At 68.7% G+C, this 23,246-nt stretch carries 16 protein-coding genes; 4 read left to right on the plus strand and 12 right to left on the minus strand.

What is annotated here, in order from left to right; genetic code table 11:
* Positions 1–57: 57 nt before the first annotated feature.
* A complete protein-coding gene (gene cimA, locus HMPREF9062_RS09710; protein ID WP_009749943.1) occupies positions 58–1,728 on the minus strand; it encodes a citramalate synthase in 1,671 nt (556 codons plus the stop codon).
* Between the two features lie 315 nt (positions 1,729–2,043).
* On the opposite strand from cimA, the gene HMPREF9062_RS09715 reads away from it, so the two are divergent.
* Positions 2,044–3,969, plus strand: coding sequence for a polysaccharide biosynthesis protein (locus HMPREF9062_RS09715; RefSeq protein ID WP_009749944.1), 1,926 nt, complete (start codon positions 2,044–2,046; stop codon positions 3,967–3,969).
* A 49-nt stretch (positions 3,970–4,018) separates the two neighbouring features.
* Here the strand turns inward: HMPREF9062_RS09715 and HMPREF9062_RS09720 are convergent, their stop codons facing one another.
* Positions 4,019–6,754 carry a CDP-glycerol glycerophosphotransferase family protein gene (locus HMPREF9062_RS09720; protein WP_009749945.1) on the minus strand — a complete coding sequence of 912 codons (2,736 nt, stop codon included), beginning with the start codon at positions 6,752–6,754 and terminating at the stop codon, positions 4,019–4,021.
* A 909-nt stretch (positions 6,755–7,663) separates the two neighbouring features.
* Here HMPREF9062_RS09720 and HMPREF9062_RS09725 point away from each other — a divergent pair.
* From HMPREF9062_RS09725 to HMPREF9062_RS09735, 3 genes are all read left to right on the plus strand, one after another.
* Positions 7,664–9,310: a polysaccharide biosynthesis tyrosine autokinase gene (locus HMPREF9062_RS09725; protein WP_009749947.1), complete on the plus strand. Its 1,647-nt coding sequence runs from the start codon at positions 7,664–7,666 to the stop codon at positions 9,308–9,310.
* Between the two features lie 74 nt (positions 9,311–9,384).
* Positions 9,385–10,065 (plus strand): arsenate reductase/protein-tyrosine-phosphatase family protein, encoded by a 681-nt coding sequence (locus HMPREF9062_RS12205; RefSeq protein ID WP_050795280.1) that lies wholly within the window; start codon positions 9,385–9,387, stop codon positions 10,063–10,065.
* Positions 10,062–11,546 (plus strand): sugar transferase, encoded by a 1,485-nt coding sequence (locus tag HMPREF9062_RS09735; protein ID WP_009749949.1) that lies wholly within the window; start codon positions 10,062–10,064, stop codon positions 11,544–11,546. The genes HMPREF9062_RS12205 and HMPREF9062_RS09735 overlap by 4 nt, the downstream gene beginning before the upstream one ends.
* A gap of 23 nt (positions 11,547–11,569) precedes the next feature.
* Here HMPREF9062_RS09735 and HMPREF9062_RS09740 read toward each other — a convergent pair whose 3' ends face one another.
* The 10 genes from HMPREF9062_RS09740 to HMPREF9062_RS09785 form a co-directional block, all read right to left on the minus strand.
* Positions 11,570–12,382: a glycosyltransferase gene (locus HMPREF9062_RS09740; RefSeq protein ID WP_009749950.1), complete on the minus strand. Its 813-nt coding sequence runs from the start codon at positions 12,380–12,382 to the stop codon at positions 11,570–11,572.
* Positions 12,379–13,446 (minus strand): glycosyltransferase family 4 protein, encoded by a 1,068-nt coding sequence (locus HMPREF9062_RS09745; RefSeq protein ID WP_253270697.1) that lies wholly within the window; start codon positions 13,444–13,446, stop codon positions 12,379–12,381. Before HMPREF9062_RS09745 ends, HMPREF9062_RS09740 begins: the two co-directional genes overlap by 4 nt.
* A gap of 65 nt (positions 13,447–13,511) precedes the next feature.
* Entirely contained in the window at positions 13,512–14,444 is a 933-nt protein-coding gene (locus tag HMPREF9062_RS09750; RefSeq protein ID WP_253270698.1) for a hypothetical protein, read from the minus strand.
* A 45-nt stretch (positions 14,445–14,489) separates the two neighbouring features.
* Positions 14,490–15,710: a lipopolysaccharide biosynthesis protein gene (locus HMPREF9062_RS09755; protein WP_156790017.1), complete on the minus strand. Its 1,221-nt coding sequence runs from the start codon at positions 15,708–15,710 to the stop codon at positions 14,490–14,492.
* Between the two features lie 18 nt (positions 15,711–15,728).
* Positions 15,729–16,691, minus strand: coding sequence for a nitroreductase family protein (locus HMPREF9062_RS12210; RefSeq protein WP_050795281.1), 963 nt, complete (start codon positions 16,689–16,691; stop codon positions 15,729–15,731).
* 51 nt (positions 16,692–16,742) lie between these two features.
* Positions 16,743–17,816: an EpsG family protein gene (locus tag HMPREF9062_RS09765; protein ID WP_034254948.1), complete on the minus strand. Its 1,074-nt coding sequence runs from the start codon at positions 17,814–17,816 to the stop codon at positions 16,743–16,745.
* Positions 17,817–17,901: 85 nt separating this feature from the next.
* Positions 17,902–18,990: a polysaccharide pyruvyl transferase family protein gene (locus tag HMPREF9062_RS09770; protein WP_009749956.1), complete on the minus strand. Its 1,089-nt coding sequence runs from the start codon at positions 18,988–18,990 to the stop codon at positions 17,902–17,904.
* Positions 18,991–19,392: 402 nt separating this feature from the next.
* The gene (locus tag HMPREF9062_RS09775; protein WP_009749957.1) at positions 19,393–20,514 is read right to left on the minus strand and encodes an LCP family protein; all 1,122 of its coding nucleotides are present in this window, start codon (positions 20,512–20,514) and stop codon (positions 19,393–19,395) included.
* Positions 20,515–20,632: 118 nt separating this feature from the next.
* Positions 20,633–21,802: a branched-chain amino acid aminotransferase gene (locus HMPREF9062_RS09780; protein WP_009749958.1), complete on the minus strand. Its 1,170-nt coding sequence runs from the start codon at positions 21,800–21,802 to the stop codon at positions 20,633–20,635.
* Positions 21,803–21,945: 143 nt separating this feature from the next.
* Positions 21,946–23,055: a 3-isopropylmalate dehydrogenase gene (locus HMPREF9062_RS09785; protein ID WP_009749959.1), complete on the minus strand. Its 1,110-nt coding sequence runs from the start codon at positions 23,053–23,055 to the stop codon at positions 21,946–21,948.
* Positions 23,056–23,246: the final 191 nt, after the last annotated feature.

Here is a 23,246-nt window from a genome sequence, read left to right on the forward strand (position 1 = left end):
CCACGAAACCGCCTCCGCGGGGATGTCTGCGACGGACCGCGAGCGCGACGGTCGGGCTCATCGGGGGACGACGCCCGCCCGCAGCAGGCCGACCGTGTGCCCGTCGGTGAGAGCCTCCCAGGAGGCTTCGATGATGTCGGTGCCCACTCCGACCGTGGACCAGGTGCGCTCACCGTCGGTGATGTCGATCAGCACGCGCACGATAGAGCGCGTGCCACGCTCGGAGTCGAGGATGCGGACCTTGAAGTCGGTCAGCTCGAAACGTCTGATCTCGGGGTAGGTCTCCGCCAAGGCATCGCACAGAGCGCGATCCAGAGCGTTGACCGGACCGTTGCCCTCCCCCAGGACGGCGCGACGCCGTCCGCCGACCCGCAGCCGCACGGTGGCCTCCGCCTCGGTGTCGGTGCGGCCATCCGCGAGCAGAACCACCTCGCCAGCGCGCGGGCGCGCCTGGATGGAGGCGCGCCAGGACTCCACGCGGAAGTAGGCGGGCAGGTCCCCGCGAGCGGAGCGCAGCAGCAGTTCGAAGCTGCCGTCGGCGGCGTCGTAGGCGTAGCCGGCGGCCTCACGCGCCTTGACCATCTCGGTGACGCGTCCGAGCAGCTCGGCGTCGCCGCCGGTGTCGATGCCCAGCTCACGGGCCTTGAGCTCGATGGAGGCTCGTCCCGCCATCTCCGAGACGAGCATGGTCGTGGTGTTGCCGACCCGGGCGGGGTCGATGTGCTGGTACAGGTCCGGATCGACTCTGATGGCGCTGGCGTGCAGCCCCGCCTTGTGGGCGAAGGCCCTGGTCCCCACGTAGGGCAGGCGGCCGGAGGGGGCGCGGTTGGCGATCTCGTCAACGGTGCGCGAGACGGCGGACAGCTCGCTCAGACGACGAGCGCGCTCGGCATCGTCCCCGGGCAGGACGGTCCAACCGCTCTTGAGTTCGAGGTCGGCGATGAGGGTCAAAAGATTGGCGTTGCCGGTGCGTTCGCCGAAGCCGTTGACGCAGCCCTGCACCTGGCGGGCGCCGGCCTCGACGGCGGCCAGGGCGCCGGCAACCGCGACGCCGGCGTCGTCGTGCGTGTGGATCCCGACGGCGCAGCTCTCCCGCCCCGCGGCGTCCAGAGCGTCGCGCAGCTCGCGGACACGCCGAGCGACGCGATCGGGCATGGTGCCGCCGTTGGTGTCGCAGGCGATGACGGTGACCGCTCCGGCGCGCGCCGCGGTCGTGGCGACCTGCACGCCGTAGTCGGAATCGCGCCTCAGGCCGTCGAAGTAGTGCTCGAGGTCGACCATGACCTCCCGTCCGGCGGCGGCCAGCACCTCGACGGTTTCACGCACCATGCGCAGGTTCTCCTCGCGGCTGGTGCGCAGGGCCCGCTCGACATGGACCGGATCTGACTTGGCGACGACGGTGACCACTGGTGCGCCCGAGTCCAGCAGGTCGCGCACCTGAGCGTCCTCGGCGGCGGGACGACCGGCCCTGCAGGTGGAGCCGAAGGCGACGAGCCGCGCGGCGGCCAGATCAAGCTCCTGGCGGGCCCGCGCGAAGAAAGCGGTGTCCTTGGGGATGGCGCCGGGCCAGCCGGCCTCGATATAGGCCACGCCGAGCTCGTCGAGGAGTCGTGCGACGGCGAGCTTGTCCTCCACGGTGAAGGAGATGGACTGCTGCTGGGCGCCGTCGCGCAAAGTGGTGTCGTAGGCGGCAACACCGACAACGCTCGGAATACATGCGTGGTCCATATGCCCCCGTCCTCGGCTCACGTCCTTCAGCGGGACAGTGTGTCATATCCGCCCTCGCGACGGCCAAGAGCATGAGGCGGCGCTCGGCATGGGCCGCCGGGTCACGACTGGGCAACAAGTCGAGGGCCGGCCGGTGCGCATGCGGGGACGCGCGCTACCGTGTTCCGGTCCTCATCGGCGGTGCGTTCCGCAGCGCCGCCTGTCTCGCTCAGCCGTAGGAGACCCGATGCCCGAGCACGTCACCGTTCTGCGCGGGATCCATCATCGGCGGGAGGAATGCGCCCGCACCGTCCCGGCGCACGGGGCGGCCGTCCTATGAGCGCCGTTCCGTGTTCGAATCGTGCGCCGACGGTCGTCGACGGCCAGCGCATCCGGTTCCCGCGCGGCACGGCGATTCTGGACTCCGTCGTGTGGGCGGTCAGCATCGTCGTGGCGACCCGCCTCGCCCCCGGCGAGGGCGCCTGCGGCGGCGGAGGACTCGTCGCGGGGGCGGTGATGGGTTTGGCAGTGGGCCTGCACACGGTCATCGACGCGCTCTTCGCATCGAACCGCCCCCGCTCGGCCACAATCGATGAGGTCCCCCGGCTTCTGTCCATCGATCTGTCGATTGCCGCCATCATCACGGTTGTCTCGCTCGTCCTCGCCGACCGGCTCATATCCGTCGAAGCCGCCGTGGTGGCGAGCGCACTGGCGCTCCTGACCCACCTGGCGGCACGATGGTGCTTCGCGCGGGCGGTTGAGCCGCCGCACCGTTCCGAGGCGCGCAGGACGCGCCGGACCATCATCCTGGGGGCCGGCTACGGTGCTGCGCAGGCGATCCGCTCCATGCTCGAGGACGGCTCGGGCTTCCAGCCGGTTGCCGTGCTCGACAACGACCCCGCGACGCATCACCGGAGCATCCGCGACGTACGGGTCCTCGGGCCGTGGAGCGCCCTGGGGAGGGTCGCCCGCGACACCGGGGCCGATCTGCTGCTCCTGACGACAGCCCCTGCCGACCCCGAGAGCATCGACCGAGTGGCGCGTCAGGCGGACGCACTGGGACTGGAGGTTCGGGTGATGCCCTCCCCCGCCGAAGTCATGGCCAAGGCGCCCCCGCGACGCCCGGGGGCGTCGGCGATCCGCGGGACCCGGCTCTTCCGCCCGCTCGAGATCGCGGACCTGCTGGGGCGACGCGTCATCGGCACCGACGTCGAGGCGATCGCCGCCTATCTGACCGGGGAGAGGGTACTGGTGACGGGCGCGGGTGGCTCCATCGGCTCCCAGCTGTGCCATGAGATCGCCCGCTACGAGCCCGAGCGCCTCGTTATGGTCGACCGCGACGAGTCTGCTCTCCACCACGTCCAGCTCTCCCTGGACGGGGAACCGATCATGGACTCCCCCGACCTGGTTCTGGGGGACCTGCGCACGCCCGGCTTCATCGACGCCCTGTTCGAGGAGACCCGCCCCACGATCGTCTTCCACGCGGCGGCGCTGAACAGCCTCCCGCTCACCGAGCGCTTCCCCGATGAGGCGTTCTTGACCAATGTCGTGGCCACCCGGGATCTACTGCTGGCCGCCTCGGCGTACGACGTGCGCCGCTTCGTCAACATCTCCACCGACAAGGCCGCTGACCCTCAGGGCGCGCTGGGCTGCTCCAAACGCGTAGCTGAGCGCCTGACCTCGACCTTCGGCCTTCGCCTGGACGAGGATCACCGTTTCGTCTCGGTGCGCTTGGGCAACGTGCTGGAGTCGCACGGCTCGGTGCTGCAGACCTTCGCCTCCCAGCTGGAGCGGGGCCTGCCCATGACGATCGCGGACCCGCGGATGCGCAGCTTCTTCATGAGCGCCGACCACGCCTGCCGACTGATCCTGCAGGCGGGCGCGCTGGCCCGCAGCGGTGAGGTGGCGGTTCTCGACATGGGTGAGCCGCATAATCTCGAGGAGGTTGCACGGCGCTTTGCGAATCTGCTGGGTCATCCCAACGCACGCGTGGTCTACACCCGAATCGGGTCGGGAGAAAAGGTGACCGAGCGCCTGTTCGGTGCCAGTGAAGTCGATGAGCGGCCCCGGCACCCGCTGATCGCGCAGACCGCCGTTCCTCCCGTTCCCATGTCGACGCTGGGGGCGATCGACGAGCTGCAGGAGAATGCGCGGGCGGACCTTCACAGCGCCGCGGTGCGCCGCTGGATGGAATCCGCCGCAGCGGACGGCACGACGATGAGGCCCGTACGGCCCCCGCGCTCCATGCCGTCGGCGGCCTGAGGCGGATGGGAACCGGCACGACCGCACCTCGGTCGAGACCGCTCTTCTCTCACCGCTCGTCGTCCAGGGCGTTGCGGATCCAGGCCCGTACCCGCTTCAACGTCCGCCGGACGGGTGCGGGGTCGATCCACCCGCGGGTCGAGCCCTCGCACGTCGCGTCGTGCAACGCCGCGCGCACCCACTCGATGAGGTCGGCCCGCGTGAAAGCGATCGACAGACCTGAACCTTCCGGCCAGCTCCGGTACAGCCCCCGCTCGACGTCGCGATAGCGACTCATGTCGGGTACGTGCAGGACTGCCGGCCGGCCGGTCGAGACGTAGTCGAGGACGGCGTCCGGGCAGTCGGTCACGAGGACGTCCGATGCCAGCATGAGGTCCTCCATGTTCGGGCCCGCACTGACGTCGACGACGGCCGCGCCGCGCGCCCGTGTCCCGTTCGCGCGGGGACCTCGCACAAGCACGACCGAGTCCGTGCGCGCCGCGAGCTCCGCCGGATCCAGTGGACGACCCGGCTCGAAGGTCCACTGCTCGTCGCACGTTCCCGCGCATCGGGCCGGGACGTACAGAACAACCCGGCTGCCGGCGCCGATCTCGAGTTCGGCGCGCGCACGGCGCCGCCCCTCCTCACCGGCCAGCAGACCCGCGGTGCGGGGCGGCCGGCCGACCAGCACCCGACCGGTGTAGCCCGTGACGGCACGCAGGTGACGAGCGGCCTCATCGTCACGGGCCAGGAGAAGATCCCACTGGGGAACGCGGCGCAGTCCAAGGCCCCGGCGAGCCGGGGAGGTCGTGCACGCCGCGGAGTCCATCGGGTGGGGGCCTCCGACCGGCGCGCCGTGCAGAGCCTGAAGGACGTGCTGGCCGGGTCGCTTGGAGAACCAATCGGGAAGGATGTCATCGGTGATGAGGACTCGTGATGTGCGCAGAGCCCGGAACCAGGCCCGCGACCCGCGTACGACGGGCACGGCGCCCGGTGGCGCACTCATCGCACCGTCCAGGACCGTCCACCACATCGGCACTCTCAGATCGTGGGCGCGTAGATCCGCCAGAATCGCCGCCGGGTCGCCTTCGTCGGAGCGGCCGCTGAGGGACTCGAAAGCAATCGCGGATCTGATGGGGCCCGCCTCGCCGGTGGCCAACTGAGTGCGTCCGTAGCGCGAGCGTTCGAAAGCCGTCAAGGGCGCCATGACGGTCAGGGTCATCGCACGGTCGGGCCCGGCGTGCAGGCGCACGGAGCGCACCTGGCCGTTCAGCTCGACCGGGGCGGCACTGAGGAAGGCTCCCGCCAGACACGGTCCGCCCCGCCCCGGCCCGGCGCCCCAGGTCAGCGCATGCTCGCCCGTGGTCAGGGCGGCGTCGTGCAGGTCGGCCGTGGCGCGCCAGGCGCCGGACGCGGGGCGGGCCGTGGCTAACGCGCAATGATCGCGGCGGGAGCGCGCCGTGATGACGAGGCGCTCCAGGTCCTCGGGCGCCCGGCCCTCCAGGGTGAGAACCCCGTCCTCCAGACAGGCGGAGTCGAGGGTGACCCCGGCGCAGGCGGGCCCGGCTGCGGCTCCCGTCCCGGGGGCCGCAGCCGCGTCGGGCGCGCCGGAGACACTGGAGAGGTCGGGCAGCCAGGCGGTGGTAGCACGGTCCACGACGGTCAGTACTGCGCGCAGCCGCACCCGCCCGTCCGAGCGCATCCGGTCGCCGAGGTCGAGAACGGCGGTGAAACCCGAGTCGATGTGGCTGCGCCATGGATCGTCGGCCTCCAGATCGGCCTCCGGCGCCCGTCTGCGCTCGGCCCGCCCCCGGGCGAGGAGGCAACCGGCTTCATCGAGCGCCTCGATATCCAGGCGTCCCGTGTCGCCGGTGGACAGGCCGCGCACATAAGCCAGGCCGCTGGCCTCAAGACGGCCCGGCGCAATAAGACGCACGGACGCGGTGGCGGTCAGCGGCAGGTCCGCAGAGCGGACGGCGACCAGCTCGGCGGGCAGGTCGGCGATGCGGTCCAGTACCGGCGGGGCGGCACGCAACGGCGAGTAGAGGTCTCCGACCACCTGAATCGGGCAGACGGTGGTCTCCTCGATGCGCGAGGCGATCAGCTCATCCAGGTCTCCGCGGGTGCCGCGGGCCAGGGTCCACACCAGTGCGCGATCAAGCAGGGGCAGCAGCGCCCAGGCGTCGTCGGCGGGCCCGGGCAGCAGGTCGTCGAGGACGGCGCCCAGTCGCTCGACGCCGCCGGCGGGCAGCTCGGCGGCGCAAGCGGCCAAATCGACCAACTCATCGCGCATCCACGCGCCCAGCAGGCGACTGCGGATGGCCGCGGGAGCTGCGGTGACGACGGCGAGAGCCCGTGCCCGCATCAGGCTACGAGCCAGGCGCGCATCGACTCCCCCCTCGCGCTCGGGGTACGCAAGAACGTCGCATTCGAGGATGTCGACGTTGCGAGCCGACAGCAGTGTTCGGATCGCCAGCGCCTCGGCGCTCTCGTCCGCCCGGACCGCGGCGGCGTCCCACAGCCTGGTGCGTGCCAGGAGGCGGCCGGCCAGGGGCTCGTCCACGGCCTCGGGCGCATCGACCAGCCGGGCGCGGATGCGGCTCGCACGGGCATCGCGGTCCCCGTCGACCGTCGAACGCGCATGCGCCGCTCCCAGGACGGCCCGGGATCCGGAGTCCCTCAACGACGCGGTCATGGTCTCGTAGGCTCCGGGCACGACGACGTCGCGGGGGTCCAGGACGGTGAGCAGGGGCGCCCGTGCCGCGCGCACGGCGGCAGCGAGGCCGGCGTCCCGCAGGAGACGCACGCGCTCATCACGCCGGGCCCATCGCCGCGTTGCGGCGACGGCGGACGGCGCCGTCGCCCCGGGCGAGCCAGGGGCGAGGAGCACCTCGAGGCTGCGCAGCGACTGGTCGAGAACGGACCGGATCGCCCGCTCGGCATCATCCGCACAGGGCGCGCCCGGAGCGGGGAGGGCGCAGACGTCCTGCCGATCCGGGATGCCGGAAGCTCCGGAAACGTCGGAAACACCAGAATCATCGCAATCGCCGTCGGTGACAGGGAAATCGGGGGCAAGCGGGATGACGACGCTGAGCGCAGGGTGTCGCGGGCGATGACGAGGGCGTCTCGAGGAGCCCGGGAGAGTCAGCCGGATCATGGGTGCGCGGTCGGTGTTCGGCGTCCCGGAGCCCATGGGGGCGCGACCGGCCGCGAGACGGACGTCGACCGCAGGCGGGCGTCCACCGGTCCTGACGCGTTAACTGGGGTCGGCATGCTGTCCTTCGGAGTCCTTCAGATCGTTCTTCCGGGCGGTCCTCCGTCCGATCGTGGACATCGGGGCAGGGGCGCGACGGCAGTCGCCGTCGCGCAGGGGCGACCGCGCAGGCGCACCTTAACGCTGGTGCGTTGCTAGCATTGAGATAGCTAGGGTTGCGATTCGAATCTATGCCCGATCGAGACATCCAGCCGCTCGCGTCGAGGCGAACCCGATATCCCTCTCAGCTTCGGTCGAAAGCTCGCCGCACGTGTCCGACATCGTGCACCCGCACTGATCGGAATAGCACCCGGCATAACGACTCAGCCACAGATGTCGCCGTACGAGGCCCACCCGGGCACAAGCGCTGTAGGCTCCTCAAATGTGATTCCCGCGCTCATCCCCCACTTCCCGCAGGAGCGGCAAGATTTTCCGAGCCCGCTCCGCGACCGGTGACCTGATATGACGTTCGAAGACGTTCTCAAACTCACGCGGCAGAGAATCGGCGCTATCGCCGTCGGCCTTGTAATCGGAATCGCGCTGTCACTCGTCAGCCTATGGCTCACCCCCATCACATATACAGCGTCGGCGGTCGCCTACGTCAGGGTCTCCGTCCCCTCAGACTCCGAGGACCAGAGCCGGGCCGACTCGTATTACGCCGCTTCGCAGCTCGCCTCCCAGAAGGTCAAGGCCTTCGTCCCCGTCTTCACCTCTGAGCCTGTGGCCCAGGGGGTCATCAACACCCTCGGCCTGGCAACGACCCCTGCGGAGCTGTCCGGCTCGATCACCGCCACGAGCGAGAAGAACGCCCTGACGATCAACGTCTCCGCCGTCGCCCCGACCGCTGCCGAGGCGCAGGCGGTGGCCGACGAAACCGTCCGCCAGGCGGACGCGCAGATCAGGCGCCTCGAGGGCTCGCGGTCGCCAGTCGGCCTCGTCCTCATGTCCCCGTCGAGCATGTCGGGTGCGACCCGATCGCCCTCCCTCCCCAAGCACCTCGGGCTCGGAGGACTCGGCGGAGTCGTCCTCGGCTATCTCCTGGCCTTCACCCGCAACGCCCTGGACAAACGCGTCCGGTCTCAGTCGGACGTCGCATCAGTCGTCGAGGAGCCTGTTCTGGCCGCCATTCCTCGTTCAGCGTCAATCGCACGGGACGAGCGCTCGGAGGATCACGACCACAGGGCTGAGGAGGCGCTCCGCAAACTGCGTACCAATCTGCGGTACGCCAATATAGACAAGGGACTCCGTACCCTTATCGTGTCATCCGCCCTGCAGGGAGACGGAAAATCGACCGTTTCGGCCAACCTCGCCCGCGTCATGGCGTTATCCGGGCAGGACGTCATCCTCATGGAGGGAGACCTGCGCAGGCCGACCATGAAGGACACCTTCCGCATGGGCTCGCACCATCCGGGACTCTCCCAGCTCCTTGTCGGGGCAACCTCCCTGGAACGGGCGCTCGTCCGCACCCCCGTCGCGGGCCTGCAGGTGATCCCCGCAGGCGACACCCCTCCCAACCCGTCGGAACTCTTGGGCTCCACACGCATGTCGGAGCTGCTGTCCTACCTCGCCGCCGACCACGTCGTCATCATCGACGCGCCCCCCATCCTGCCGGTCACGGACGCAGTGGCGCTGGCCGAGCACGCCGACGGAGTCCTCCTCGTCGTCCGTTCCGGGTCCACCACGCAGGACCAGCTTCGTCAGGCCGCCGCCGGCATCAAGCAGGGTGGCGGCGCGGTCCTCGGCGTCGTCCTCAACCAGGTCCCCTCAACTGGCTTCGACCGCCTGCGCTACGGCGAAGACCTGTACGGATACGCGGCCACCGACTACGCCCCGTCATCCCCGTCCCCGAAGCCCCCGAAAGGCCCTCGCGAATCGGTTCCGCGCATCATGCAGGAAGCCGTCCCCGATACGCACGGACCGGCGGATTCCGCGAACCGGACTCCGGGTGCAGGAAGCGATGACGGTGCCGGGAGCGCTCCGTCCACGATGGACTTCATCGCCATGCTGGAGCGCCAGCGTCCCACTGCCAGCAGGTGGACGCCGGCTCAGGCGCAAACGTGGCGCACCCGCCCCGGTTACGGCGCCGCGAACGCGGCCGAGGCACGGTGAGACACCGCGAGCGCCGGGCACGCACCGATCGTGCGGAGCCCTCCTCGCCGCGACGGCAGGAGGCCGAGGTCGCAATGACTCAACCGCCGTCGTGGCTCATGACCGATTCCGCGGCCCGGACGCAGCGGAGAAGGGCCTGGCGCCCCCCGCGAGCGCTGTTCGTCTGCACGGGAAACATCTGCCGATCCGCCTTTGCCGCGTGCTACTTCACCTCGAGCCCGAGGACCCGGGGAGTCGAGACCGCCTCGGCGGGCACCGCGGCCGTCGTCGGGCATGGGATGGACGAGCCCTTCGCCCGTCTCGCTGAGGACCTGGGAATCGATCCCCGCGGGCACCGCGCCCAACAGCTCACCGGCAGGCTCCTGAAGGACTCCGACATCCTCCTGGTCTTCAGCGCGGAGCATCACGAGTGGGTCTTCACGAACCAGCCCGAGGTGGCGGACCGCGTGCTCTCGCTCGGCCAGGTCGGCGCCGTCCTCGCGTCCCTGCCCCAGCGGGTCGTCGTCCCATGGTGGGCACTGACCGAGACCGTTCTCGCACGTCGCCCGACTCCGCAGCCGGATGACTGGATCGATGACCCCTACGGACGCGACCGACGGGCCTTCCGCCGGATCGCGCGGATGATCATAGCCGATCTCGACCTTCTCACCGCTCGAGTCTCCTGGCGAACCACCCGCACGGCCACGTCGCGTCCCAGCCGTCCCTCGCCCTCAACGCCCTCCCCCGCCAACGAACCCCCACCGATGAGACCATGACTCAGACACGCCTCCACCACCCCCAGGTCCGCACGGACGCGGTGGTCCACACGACCGAGTCCTTCCAACGCGCCCTGCAAGTCGGCGACCTCGCGATCATCTCGCTGGTCATCCTCGGGGCCCACCTCGTGCGCTTCGGCCCGGGGGACGCCTCCATCGCCACGCTTCGACACGGCACGTGGTCGAGCTATGTACCCCTGGGCGTCGGCATCGTCATCACCTGGTGGCTGCTCCTGGCGGCCGTGAAGTCCTACAGGGAGCACTTGCTCGGGTACGGACCGGACGAGTACCACCGCGTCTTCCAGGCGACGGTCGCCGAGTTCGGCGGACTCGCGCTGGTCTCCTACCTCGCCGGGATCCAGCTCTCGCGCGGCTACTTCCTGGTGGCGCTGCCCGGCGGGCTGGTCGCCCTCCACCTGTGGCGGTGGCTGGCCCGCCGTCGTTTCGTCAGGGCCCGCAGGAACGGGGTGTTCACGCACCCGACCTTCGTCGTCGGGTCCTGCGAGTCCGCATCCGCCGTGATCGCGGAGATCGGCCGGCGGCCCGAGCTCGGGCTGGCGGTCTGCGGCATCTTCCTATCCGACCTCCCGCCCGAGGCGGGCGCGGACGATCACCGGGACGCGGAGCTGCCCGCTGCGGTGATCGGGGGCACCGCATGCCTGTTGAAGGCCGTCGACGGAGCCGACGGGATCACCCTCGTCATCGCACGGTCATCCGGTCTGAACCCGTCCGACATCCGTCGGATCAGCTGGGTCCTGGGAGCGACGAGCCGACTCATCATGGTTCCCTCCATGCTCGACGTCGCCGGCCCGCGCCTCCATCTGCGCCCGGTCGACGGTATCTCCCTGATCGAGATCCAGGTCCCCCACCTCGACGGTGCGGGGCTCTTCATCAAACGCCTGTGGGATGTCGTCTTGTCCGCGGCGCTCATCATCGTGCTCACGCCGTTGTGGATCGTGCTCCCGGTCCTCATCTGGAGCGAGGATCGCGGCCCGGTGTTCTTCCGCCAGACACGGGTGGGTCTGGACGGCCATGAGTTCCGCATCTGGAAGTTCCGGACGATGCGCGTCAACGCCGACGCCGAGCTCACCGCGCTCCTCGCCCGGCAGGGGACCTCGGACCGGCCACTGTTCAAGGTCGACAACGACCCCCGCATCACCCGTCTCGGCCGTTTCCTGAGGCGGACCTCCCTGGACGAGCTCCCGCAGCTGTTCAATGTCTTCAGGGGGACGATGAGCCTGGTCGGCCCGAGGCCCCAGGTGCCCGAGGAGGTTGAGCTCTACGATGACACCGCAGCCCGCCGGCTCCTGATCAAGCCGGGTATGACGGGATTGTGGCAGGTCAACGGCCGGTCGTCGCTGACGTGGGAGGAGGCGCTGCGCTTCGATCTCTTCTACGTGGAGAATTGGGCGCTGTCCATGGACATCCGGATCCTGTTCAGGACGTTGCGGGTCGTCCTCGCCCGGGAGGGGTCGGTTTGAGCGACGGGCCCAGTCTCCACGGCTCAGCCTCCGCCGTCGATCATGGTACGGACCCGGTGGGCGCAAGTGCTCCAGCGACGTGGGGTGACCATCTGGACCACGGCTCTGAGAAGACCGTAGACGGCCACAGGCCGAGCCTCGAAGTGCTCGATCAGGATGCGGCACCGCGACGCCAGCTGCTGGCGTCGTCTGCTCTCGGAGATCCCGCCGTCTCCCGTGCGGCAGCGCACGAGCGCCTCCGGAATGTTCGCCCCCTCCCCCCGCTCGAGGAGCCGCATGAAGAGGGCGAAGTCCTCGGCAGCCGGGTATCCAGCGGGGTAACCACCGACCTGCTGGTAGATGCTGCGCCTGAAAACGGCGGCCGGATGGGTGACGGCGCAGTTGATGCGCATCCTCCTGCGAACGGACTCGGGGCCCGCGGGCTGCTCGAGACGGTAGAGGAAGGACCCGTCGGGCGCGACGAAGTCCACCCAGGATCCGACGAGGACTACCGACGGGTGGACCTCCAGGTAGCGTCGCTGCTTGTCGAACCGGTCCGGCCGGCAGGTGTCGCCGCAGTCGAGGCGGCCGAGCAGTCCGAATTCCTCGGGCGCCCTCGACGCCCCCGCGCGCAGAGCGGCCGTGATGCCGCCATGACGCTCTAGCTCCACGAGTTCGACGGGTGTCCGGCCGGCCTCGCGCGGTGCCACGTCCCTGGCCGGGAGCCGTCGCGACCCGTCATCGACGACGACGATGAGGTCGTCCGCACGGAGCCTGACGCTGCCCAGGGTCGTCGTCAGATCGTCGCCGGCCTCGTAGTAGGGGATCACGAGGCAGATCCGCTCGCGTTCGCTCACTCGGACTCCTCAGACAGCGCCTTCGTGTACAGCGTCGCGAGCGCCCGGGCGAGTTGTTCCGGTAAGTGGGACGCCAGCAGAGCCTCGCCTCTGAGCCTGCACCGGTCCACGGCCTCCGGGGAGCGGAGCAGCCTCGCGACGAGGTCGGCGACGTCGTGCGCGGCACTCGCCATCAGCAGTCCGGTCCGCTCCAGTGCGGAAATCCTTCGCGCGACGATGGGCGCGCCGCAGACCGCGGCATCGAGGATGCTCAGCGGGAACCCTTCGTAGCGCGCGGAGTGGATGTAGATCGATTCCCGGAGCATCGCCTCGAGATCGGCCGGCCCCAGCCATCCGGTCACGCGGACTCCCGCCGCGGTCAGCATCCGGCGCAGCCCCAGGTCGCCATCGCCGACCCACACGGCATCACCGGTGAAGCCTCCGCGGCGCAGCTGCGCGACCACCTCGGCGAAGTACCCTGGGTCCTTCTGAGGCGCCAGCCTGCCGACCATGACGAGCCGGGAGGGTCGCCGCGGCCCGTCCACGACATCCGGCTGCGAAAGAGTCGGCACGTTGGGGATCTCGATGGCCGGGAGGCGGCGCGACATGCCGGCGACGATCGCGCGCTCGTCGGGGGACAGGACGCCCACTGCGGCGGTGTTCATCGTCAGGCAGCGCTCGATGAACCGGTAGGTCCGGCTCACCGGCCCCCTGAGCGCCGGGTCGGTGAACTTGAAGCAGTGCGGTTCGTAGACCACGGGCGCGTCCAGACTCACCACCCGCGTGTAAACGCCCGCCCAGCTGGAGTGGGCATGCACGACGTCCACCCCCAGTTCGCGCGTTCTTCTCCTGGCGGCGCTGATGCGGGAGGGTAGGGTTCGCGGCAGCCTCATCATGCTCGCCCAGCGGGAGGCGGTCGGCGTCTCCTCCCCCGTCCACAGCAGGTGGTGCTCGGCCTCGGGCAGGGCCGCGGCTCTCAGACCAATCGCGCGCCCGACACCGGCGCCGAAACACTCGGTGACGTGCAGGACCCTGAGGGGGCGTGCCCTCCCCCTCTGGTCGTGAATCAGGCCCGACGTCGTCACACATTCACCCATGAAAACCGTTTCCCCCTTGCATCCGTTGTTCTCAGCGCGAGACGCCCGCCCGCTCACAACGGCACGCCGCCGTCATCGAAACGACGGATCCAGGAGTTGAAGTCGTAGTAGTCGACGATGTCCTGCACGGGCCCGGCCGAGGCGCGCTCCACAAACTGTTCGAGCCCGTCCCAGCGGTCCCGCCCGACGATGAACACGCGCTCGGGGTCGTAGAGCCTTTCCGCGCGAATATCCGACGTGAGGCTGAGGACGCTCCTGCCCATGAGCACCGCCTCCACCGGCCTCAGAGAGGAGCCCCGCTGCCCCGCCTGGGGAATCTCGACGACCGCCCTCGCCGTGCCGGTCATCCTCAGAATCTCGACGTAGGGGATCGGACCGATCGGCTCCAGACGGGGATACCTGTCCCTGGTCCGCCGGCTCATCCCAGCGACGCAGAACCGATAGGTGTAGCCGTCGGCCTCCAGGCGCCGGGCGAGATCGGCCAGCACCGCGGCCCGACCCTTGTCAGAACCGACGAACAGGAAATCCACCTCGCCCCGTCCCCGGAAGTCCCCCAGCTCGCGGAAGGAATAGGTGGTGTTCAGGCTCAGCCCGAGAGCGCGGCAGTCCCCCCTGTCGAACGACCACACCTCGCCGGTGCCCGGCGGGACGAGCCCGGGGTCCGAACCCGGACCGGCCGGGTTCCAGTACCACGAGATCAGTCTTTTCCTCGGCCACCGGCGATGGATGTACCCGGCCACAGGGACCGATAGGTCGCTCGCGTGCACGATGATCGTGTCGGCACCGTCGACCGTTCGCTCCCAGTCCTCGAACCAGGCCGCGTACCCCGGCAGGCCGGACCGCATGTGCAGCCGCCTGAGACCTCTCATTCCCCTGGACCTGAGAACGGCCAGCGAGTGGGCAACACCGACTCCCCGGCTCCTCAACCGCTCGATGTAGTAGTCCTCACCGGCGAAGAAACCCGACATGAGCATCGCGACAGACACGGGCCCCTCTCCTTTCCGAACACCGGCAACGCATCGCGTACCGCATCACGAGCACCGCGATCGCTTCAGAGATCCGATGCACCTCATTGAGAGCACGAACTTGGCCGCGCTGGTCACCGCGGCGCTCACCGCACCGGACCAAACGGCGGGAACGCTCCACACCGCGCACGGGACGACGACCGCAGCGCCCAGCGCCAACGCCCACAGCACCACCCGCATCTGGGTGCGGTAGAGGTTCAGGGCGAGCAGCGCCGCGTTCAGCACATGCGTGCCCGGGTTGAGGACCGCGGCGGAGGTCATCAGCACCAAGAACCACGGCGAGTAGACGAATTCGCCGCCGTACACCAGGTGGAGGAGAGCGGGCCCGAGCGCGTAGACGCCGACCGCGCACACCGCTCCGCAGAGCAGAATCCACCCCGACGCGCGCACTACCCGGGTCACGAGGCCGCTGGGCCCCCGCGTCACGACCATCGACTGGTACTCACCGATGTACATCGAGTTGAGGGAGGACCCCAGCAGCGAACCGACGGTGAGGATGTAGGCGGCGCCGGCGAACCGTCCCACGTCGACCGCCGACCCGGTGCCCGAGACGATCCAGGTGGGCAGATTCGCCACGAGGACGGCGGCCGCCTGGGCGATGGCGACGGGTGCGGAGGCCGCCGTGAGGCGGCGTAGACTCCCGGCGGCGGGCGCCCTCCCGCCGTCCGGGCGAGGGCGACGCGTGGCCGTGGCCGCGGCGACGGCCGTGACGAGCGAACCGGACGACGAGCCCAGAACGACGACGCCGGCGGGCGCATGGCATATCGCAATACCGCCCGCCGCCAGCGAGGTGACGACCCCGTTGAGCACCATGAGCGAGCCGAAGGCGACGAGCCTGCCGCTCTTCTGCAGCGGCGCGTACAGAATGTCGACGACGGCGTCGGCGCTCTTCATGATCGCCACCGCCACCACCATGACGGGCTGAAGGCCGACCAGGGCGCCGGTGCAGGCGAGAAGAATCAGACCCGCCATGATCCCCGCCGCCCGGAGCCGCAGGAACGACGAGAACGGGTAAGCCCGCCGAATGGTGATGCAGGTGTTCCTCAACCCCCATCCCGATGCCACGAAAATGGGCGTCGCGTAAGCCATGACGGTCGCGAACTCCCCCGGCCCCCCGGGCCCATCCGATCGGGCGAGCAGCCAGAAGACGAACCACTGGGACAACGGGGCGACGAACGTCCCGACCAGGACCAGCACCCGTCCGGGACGAGGATTCCCCCTCCCCATGCGCCTCACATCCATCGGTCAGTCGTGAATCGTGAGTATGTCGTTCAACGGGCGAGGCAGCGAACGTGCGACCCGGTACCCGCGCGCAGCATGCCCCACGGCGATCATGACGACGATGTCCTCGCTGACGCTGATCCCCACCTGTGCGCGCAGCCCGTCGGTTACTGCGTTGGGCTGCGACCAGTTGAGGAAGCATGTGTCCAGCCCCAGCGCATGAAGCACCCAGACCAGGGTCATGGCGAACAGGCCGCCGTCGACCCAGCGCTGATTCCGTTCACCTGCTCCGATGAATGCCGACCTGCGCTCAGTGATGATGAACAGGGCGGGGACGCGGTCGCGGAATCCAGCACTCCCATTCTGCATGTCCAGCGCGCGCATGACCGAGTCGTGGTCGTCGATGAGGTGGGCGCGGTAGGACCGGCGGTTGCACACCGACGGTGTGCGCCCCGCAATGCGCACGGCCTCGACCAGCAGATTACGTTCGAGAGGGCGGGACATATCAAAGCTGCGCACCGAATGCCGGGCATCGACGAACGCCTCGACCCGCTCCACCGGGTAGGCGATCGTGCGCTCGGGGCCCGGCGGTGTCAGATCGTCGCAGATCACGCCCGTGGCGTTGAAGGCGGCGTGCTGGCCGAGCGCGATCCGGCAGGCGTCCACCAACCAATCCGGGAGCAGCTCGAGTTGCTCGGGTGAAGCCAGGATCCGTTCGATCTGCCGGCGCCGCGCATGTCCGAAAGGGCGACGCGCACGGGGCAGGGTCGCGCCCTTCTCCAGTCCGTGAGAGGCGAGGATCAGACGCGAAGCGGCGCACTCGGTCCGATCGATCTGTGCACTGCGCCCCGCGCTACCCGCCTCCCAATCGGTGGAACGAACGTAGTCCCGGCAGTCCCTCGCATACTCCCGTGCGATGGCCGCCCTCCGATACGCCCGCACGGCGAATGCCGGACTATGAGTCTTGACCCACGACTTCAGTGTCACGATGAACTCCGCTCCATCCGATTACCTCTCATGCACGCCCGCCCACGCGCCTCAGCTCCAGGACCACGAGTACGGGAGGAGATCGCCGTAGCGGACGAGCCAGATGCAGAAGTAGACGGCCATTGCCGTCCACAGGGCCGCATGCCTGGCCCGGGAGCCCTGCGAGACCAGTGAGGACGTGAGCAGGGGCAGGCTCGCCGCGAAGTACAAGGTCGCCCGGTCCAGGACGGCTAGCTGGAGCCCGACCACCTGGACGCCGACGCCCAACGAATAGAATCGCGAGACGCTCCGCAGCCCGGCCGGCACCTCCGTCGTGTTGAGGAACCAGACCACGAGAAGCATCAGGAACAAGTGCACGATCCGCCCGTACCCGGATCCGGCGTCCTGACCGAGATAGTCGCCGTACTTCTCGCCCAGCAGCCCCGCGATCGCCGATGTCACATCCGAGCTGATCAGCAGGACTGCCAGGAGGAGACCGCCGGCCGTCAGCACCGCGGGCATTCTGAAGGTCGAACGCCCGGGGAACCGCAGCGCCGCGGCAAAGGCGATGGTGGCCAGCAAAGCTGATTGGTGAATCGTCGCCGCCATCAGCGCGGGAATCCAGCCGAGCCGGCGCCCGCCCGCGACATGGACCGCGCCGAGCAGGAACAGGGCGATGGCCAGCGCCTGCCTCATCCCGTTGTACTGGAACAGGTAGACGCCCGACAGCGCGTACGCGCTGACCGCCGGCAGCGGATTCACGCGCGAGACGCGGATCGCCTCGTATTGAAGACCGTTGATCACCAGCGCTGTGACGATCACGAACGCACGGGCGTCCAGTCCCGCGGACTTGAGGACGAACTCCCACACGGTATACCCCGGTTCGACGATCGACTGCGTCATCGTGCTCGTCCACGAATCCGTCTCCACCGACGTGTCGTACATCTCCACGTACATCCACGTGTCGGTGCCGACCTGCTCGGCGCGCAGCGCCGGCGCGGCAGCGAGAACCACCACGCACAGGACGTCGATGGCGCACTGGCTCGCACGGCGTCCTGATGGCGCGCTCTCCTGCGCCGTGACAGTATGAGCGCGCAGCATCTGGAGAACGATCACGACGAGGCCGGTCAGAAGATAGACAGTCACGTCGGGTTCCCGAGCGAGGCCGTGCACAGGCGGATCGATAATACCGGCTGAGGTTGATTGAAACCGGTCTCGTTTGCCCCTCTCACTAGCCCGGGACCTGCGAGCGAAGATAGTCCAGAGCGCGCCGGCGTTCGTACGCGAGTCGCTCGCGATCGAAGGAGAGCACACCCCAGCTGAGGGCGATGTCGTCGACCTGTTCCACAGATAGGACAAGATTCCGGTCCGTTCCCAGAAGGTTAAGGACCGACATGATCCGACCGCTGTACCGGGGTGGGGGGACTGCCGCGAACTGCGTCTCGAATATGTGCGAGAAGGCAATACCGTGAAAGGAATCGGTCACCACGAATGACGCATTCCTGATCAAACCCAGAAAATCCTCCACTGAAGGTGTGATATAGCTTTTCGCACTGGGCATGCGTGCGGTCGGCCAGTAGTCGATCCTGACCACCGGCAGGCCGGTCCTTCTGGCCAGACGGGCCGCCGCGCTCACAAGCAGAGGATTCCGATTGAGCTGGTAGACCAGAACGTACGATCCGGCCACAACAGGCGGGGATGCGGTTCTGCACCAGTACTCGGGAGAGAGGGCAAGAGTGGGGTCCACGTGCTGGTCGACCCGCAGGCCGAGCGACATGAGGTACTCGTAGGCTCTGACCTCCCGCACGGACAGGCCATCGAAAAGGGAGAGCGCCTCTCGCGCGCGCTCCTCCTCGCCGCGCGGGAGGCGGGCGAGACCGATGGACGAGGAGAAGGAGAAGCGCGGATACCCCTCCGGCAGGAACGAGAGGTAGAACGGGCGGTTGTCACGGTTGTACTCGATATTCCACACCTGATCCGAGCCCACGCAGTAGGCATCATAATCGTCGAATGGAAAATGACGCAGCTCCTCGAAGGAGCTGTAATGACGGCCAGTCAAATTGATTCTTCTCGCGAGGAAGTCGCGGAAAACCAATGAGCGTCGACGCGCATCGCGCCCTCGCACGACGCGGTACGCCTGCGAGGCCAGAGGAACGTTCGAGTACCGGCTTCCCGCGAAGTAACTCGCAGCGTCGTCCCCTATTCCCTCACGACGGAAATCGATCACCGTGCACCGCGCCCCGACCTCCTTGAGGAGTTCCTGGGTCGCGAAAGCCTGAAGTACCGACCCGTAGTTCCTGACATTGTGCAGGGTCAGCACAGCGACGGCGGGCGACCATCCCGCACCGGTAACCGACCCTGGGCCCTCTTCTGCCATCCGTCGTCCCCTGCGCGCATCGTACTCGTGAGGCGGTGCACTTCACTCACCTGAAATCCTGCATGGATGACACTACGAGCGCGTCGATGCGAGCGTCGGTCGCACACGGCGCTATTGACGTCGCAGAAGGGTAACAAAGGCAAGGTCCGTCCGTCGTGGCCTCAATACGACCAAGAAGAATCGCGGCGAGCTTCGGCATCACATTCTTCAGACGATCACCAGAGCCATCATCAGCCGCGGGCGAGCTGACGCATGTCACGTGCGTGTCCCACTTATCGGACCGCGCAGTCCGGGGCGGTCCGCGATTGTTGACGGGCTCTCGGTCGAATCGGCGGCCGGGCCGGGTCAGTTCACCGTGGCGGGAAGCAGTTCGACGGCATCGGGGTGCTCCCTCAAATAATCGCCCACCATGTCGGTGGCGAAGGCCTCGAAGAGCGGGACGTCCGCATCCGGATCGAGGTTGACGATCGACTGGCCGTCCTCGGACATGCCTGTCCCGGCCGTCGGCACAGTCATGAAGTGGATATCTTTCGAACGGATGGAGCGTGAGCCCAGCGCCAGGTCCTGCATCTGGCCGATGGTGAATCCCTCATCGACCGCCATCGTATTGGTGACCGCATGGAGGAAGGAGTAGAGCTTCGTCGGGTCCGACAGCGTGCCGTTGTCGAACACCTGCGCGATGATGGCCCGCATCCACGCCTGCTGGCGATTGACGCGGTCGAGGTCCCCGTTGGGAAGCGTCTTCCGTTCGCGCGCGTAGGCCAGTGCCTGCTCGCCGTCGAGCAACTGCGCCCCCGAGTTGAAGTCGCTACCGGCCAGTGTCTGCGGGTTCTTGAGGTTGATGGTCACGCCGCCGATCTCATCGGTCAGAGCCTTGAAGGATTCGAAGTCGGCGACAACGACATGATCGATATGGATACCGGTGAGCTGTTCGACGGTCTGAATGGTCAGCGGCGGACCGCCGTAGGAGTAAGCGGCGTTGATCTTGGCCCGACCGTGCCCGGGGACGTCCACCCAGGAGTCGCGCGGGATCGACATGATCGACACGTCCTTCCTGTCCCCGCTGATCTGCACGACCATCATCGCGTCGGTGCGCTGCGCTCCGGCCTCCCATTGCGAGGGGTCGCCCGCGCTGATGCGCGAGTCCGAACCGAGCAGAAGAATGTTCGTGGCCGGTTCCCGACCGTCCCCGGGCACCTGCTGGGGCGCACGCGCGGTCAGGTTCGCGAACGGGTCGGCGAAAGTCTCCACATTGCCGGCCAGTGCATGACGGATCCACAGACCGGCGGCCGTCGTCCCCAGCACCAGAACTACGATCACTCCCACCACCGAGAGCAGAGCGACCTTCCATCCGCGGCCCGACGTGCGCGCCGGCGCACTGCTGTCCGATGCCGGGAGCGGGGAGTCACCGGGCTCCACGGGGGTGACGGCCGACGGGGAGGGGCGGGTCGGGGTGGGGTCGCTCATGACCCTATGCAATCACCTATTGAGCGTCGCCTCGCATCCACTCCGCATACCGTGGCGCATCAATCGGATAACGTGCCCGTCGCATCCCTGCAGGGCCTCGGCCGTGCGAAGTGCGGACTCATGCGAGTCGGTACATCCAGCCGTACGGGTCCTCATGGGCGCCGTACTGAATGCCGATGAGGCGGTCGTGAATCTCGTGGGTGACCGCGCATCCCTCGATGGTCACGTCGAACCCCTCACCCGTCAGGCGCCCCAGGGGAACGACGACGGCGGCCGTGCCGCAGGCGAAGACCTCGCGGACCCTGCCCGAATCGATGTCGGCCAGCAGCCCCTCCAGGCTGATGGTGTCCTCCACAACCCTCCGCCCGGCGTCGGTGAGTAGACGGATGATCGCCGAGCGCGTGCTGCCCTCCAGGATCGTGCCGGTCAGGTGGGGGGTGCGCACCGTGCCGTCGTCGTCGACAACCATGATGTTCATGCCGCCGAGCTCTTCGAGGTTACGCTCGGTGACGTCGTCGAGGAAGCACACCTGATCGCACCCCTTGGCCGCGGCCTCCCCCTGGGGTAGCAGCGAAGAGGCGTAATTTCCGCCGGTCTTGGCGAAGCCTGTCCCGCCGCGTCCCGCCCGGTGGTAGTTCTGGGTGACCCAGATGCTGATGGGCTCCAGGCCGTGGGTGAAGTAGGCGCCCGACGGCGAGGCGATAACGTAGTAATCCACGACGCCGGCGGGCCGCACCCCCAGAAAGGGTTCCGAGGCGAAGACGAAGGGACGCAGGTACAGGGACTCGCCCTCGCCGGAGGGGACCCACCGGGCGTCAGCACGGACGAGGTCGACCAGCGAGGCAACGAAGTCCTCCTCGGGCAACTCGGGCAGCGCCAGACGACGGGCGGAGACGTTGAGCCGGGCGGCGTTATAGCGCGGCCGAAAAGTCCAGATGCTGCCGTCAGCGTGCCGGTAAGCTTTGATCCCCTCGAAGACCTCCTGCCCGTAGTGCAGCACGGCGGCCGCCGGTGACAGCGTCAGATCGCCGTAGGCCACGACCCCGTGCTCAGCCCAGCCCGCACCGCGGGTCCACCGGGCGTGCGCCATATGGTCGGTGAAGACGGATCCGAAATGGAGATCCGTCAGAGCCCGAGCGCGCTCCGCGTCGCTGGCGGCGGCCGTGCCGGGGCCCAGGGGGAAACGTCCGGCGAGAGCGTCGGCATCCGGAACAGGGACGGCGGCGGCACGAGCCAGTGGTGTTTCGAGAGAGGCGGGTGTGGAAGCGGCGGCCGAAGTCTCAGGCATGGGATCACATTACCGTCGTAGGAGGAGCGCCGACTCGCTCCTCTCGCATACTGACCGGCCGCCGGCCGGCGCAGAACGGGCCGGCCGGCAACTCCCCGTATGAGCCGGCGCCGCGCTCTCGGACGCGACGTCAGCGTCCCACATCAGCCCTCGTCGGCTTCAGGCGATCCCTCGCACCCTCGCACGGTCTCGGCGATCGCATCGCCGATCTCGCCGGTCGAACGCTTCAGCGGTATGCCGGCGGCGTCGGCCTCAGCACGGGCCGTCATATCGGCATCGACGGCGGCGTGCACGCGCGCGGCCGCCTCGGGCCGGCCGACGTGCTCCAGCAGCATGGCGACGGCGCTAATGGTGGCCGTCGGGTCGGCCCGTCCCCGTCCCGCGATGTCGGGGGCGGAGCCGTGAACGGGTTCGAACATGGAGGGGAGGGTGCGATCGGGGTTGATGTTCCCGGAGGCGGACAGACCGATGCCGCCGGTGATGGCACCGGCCTCATCGGTGAGGATGTCGCCGAAGAGGTTGTCGGTGACGATGACGTCGAAACGACCGGGATCGGTGACCAGGTAGATGGTGGCGGCATCGACGTGGCTGTAGTCGACGCTCACCTCGGGATACTCCGCGCCGACCGTCTCGACCGTGCGGCGCCACAGGTGACCGGCGTTGACGAGCACGTTGTGCTTGTGAACCAGGGTCAGGTGCTTAGCGGGGCGCGAGCGAGCCTTCTCGAACGCGTAGCGCACAACCCGCTCGACGCCGTAAGCGGTGTTGACACTCACCTCCGTGGCGATTTCGTGGGGGGTGCCCACGCGCACGGCTCCGCCGTTGCCGCAGTACAGGCCCTCTGTCCCCTCGCGCACGACGACGAAGTCGACGTCGCCGGGGTCGGCCAGTGGCGTGGGCACGCCCGGGTAGCACTTGGAGGGGCGCAGGTTGACGTAATGGTCCAGTGCGAAGCGCAATCGCAGCAGCAGGCCGCGCTCGAGGACGCCGGAAGGGACCGAGGGGTCGCCGACGGCGCCCAGAAGGATGGCGTCATGGGCTTTGATGGCCTCCAAGTCGCCGTCTGAGAGGGTCTCGCCGGTGCGGTGCCAGCGCTCGGCCCCCAGGTCGAAGTCGGTGATGGCGGCCCGGACGCCGGTGCCGGCCAGGGCGGCGTCCAGAACCTTCAGGCCTTCGGGCACGACCTCCCTGCCGATGCCGTCACCGGGGATCACTGCGAGCTCGATGGTGCTGCTCTGCGCGGTCTCAGTCATGGCCTCAGGCTACGGCAGTTGCCAGCGTCCGAGACGTGAAGCTCGGATGGTGGCGCAGTGGCGGGGCGCCCGGGCCGGGGCGTCAGCGTGCCGGGTATGGACGAGACGATCATCTCCGCGCGAGCCGGAGGGGACCGAGCGCCGTGACCACTCCATCCGCATGGGCCGGCAGATGCACGAGGGGCGGATCC

The sequence above is a fragment of the Actinomyces sp. oral taxon 448 str. F0400 genome (genome assembly GCF_000220835.1).
GTDB lineage: Bacteria > Actinomycetota > Actinomycetes > Actinomycetales > Actinomycetaceae > Actinomyces.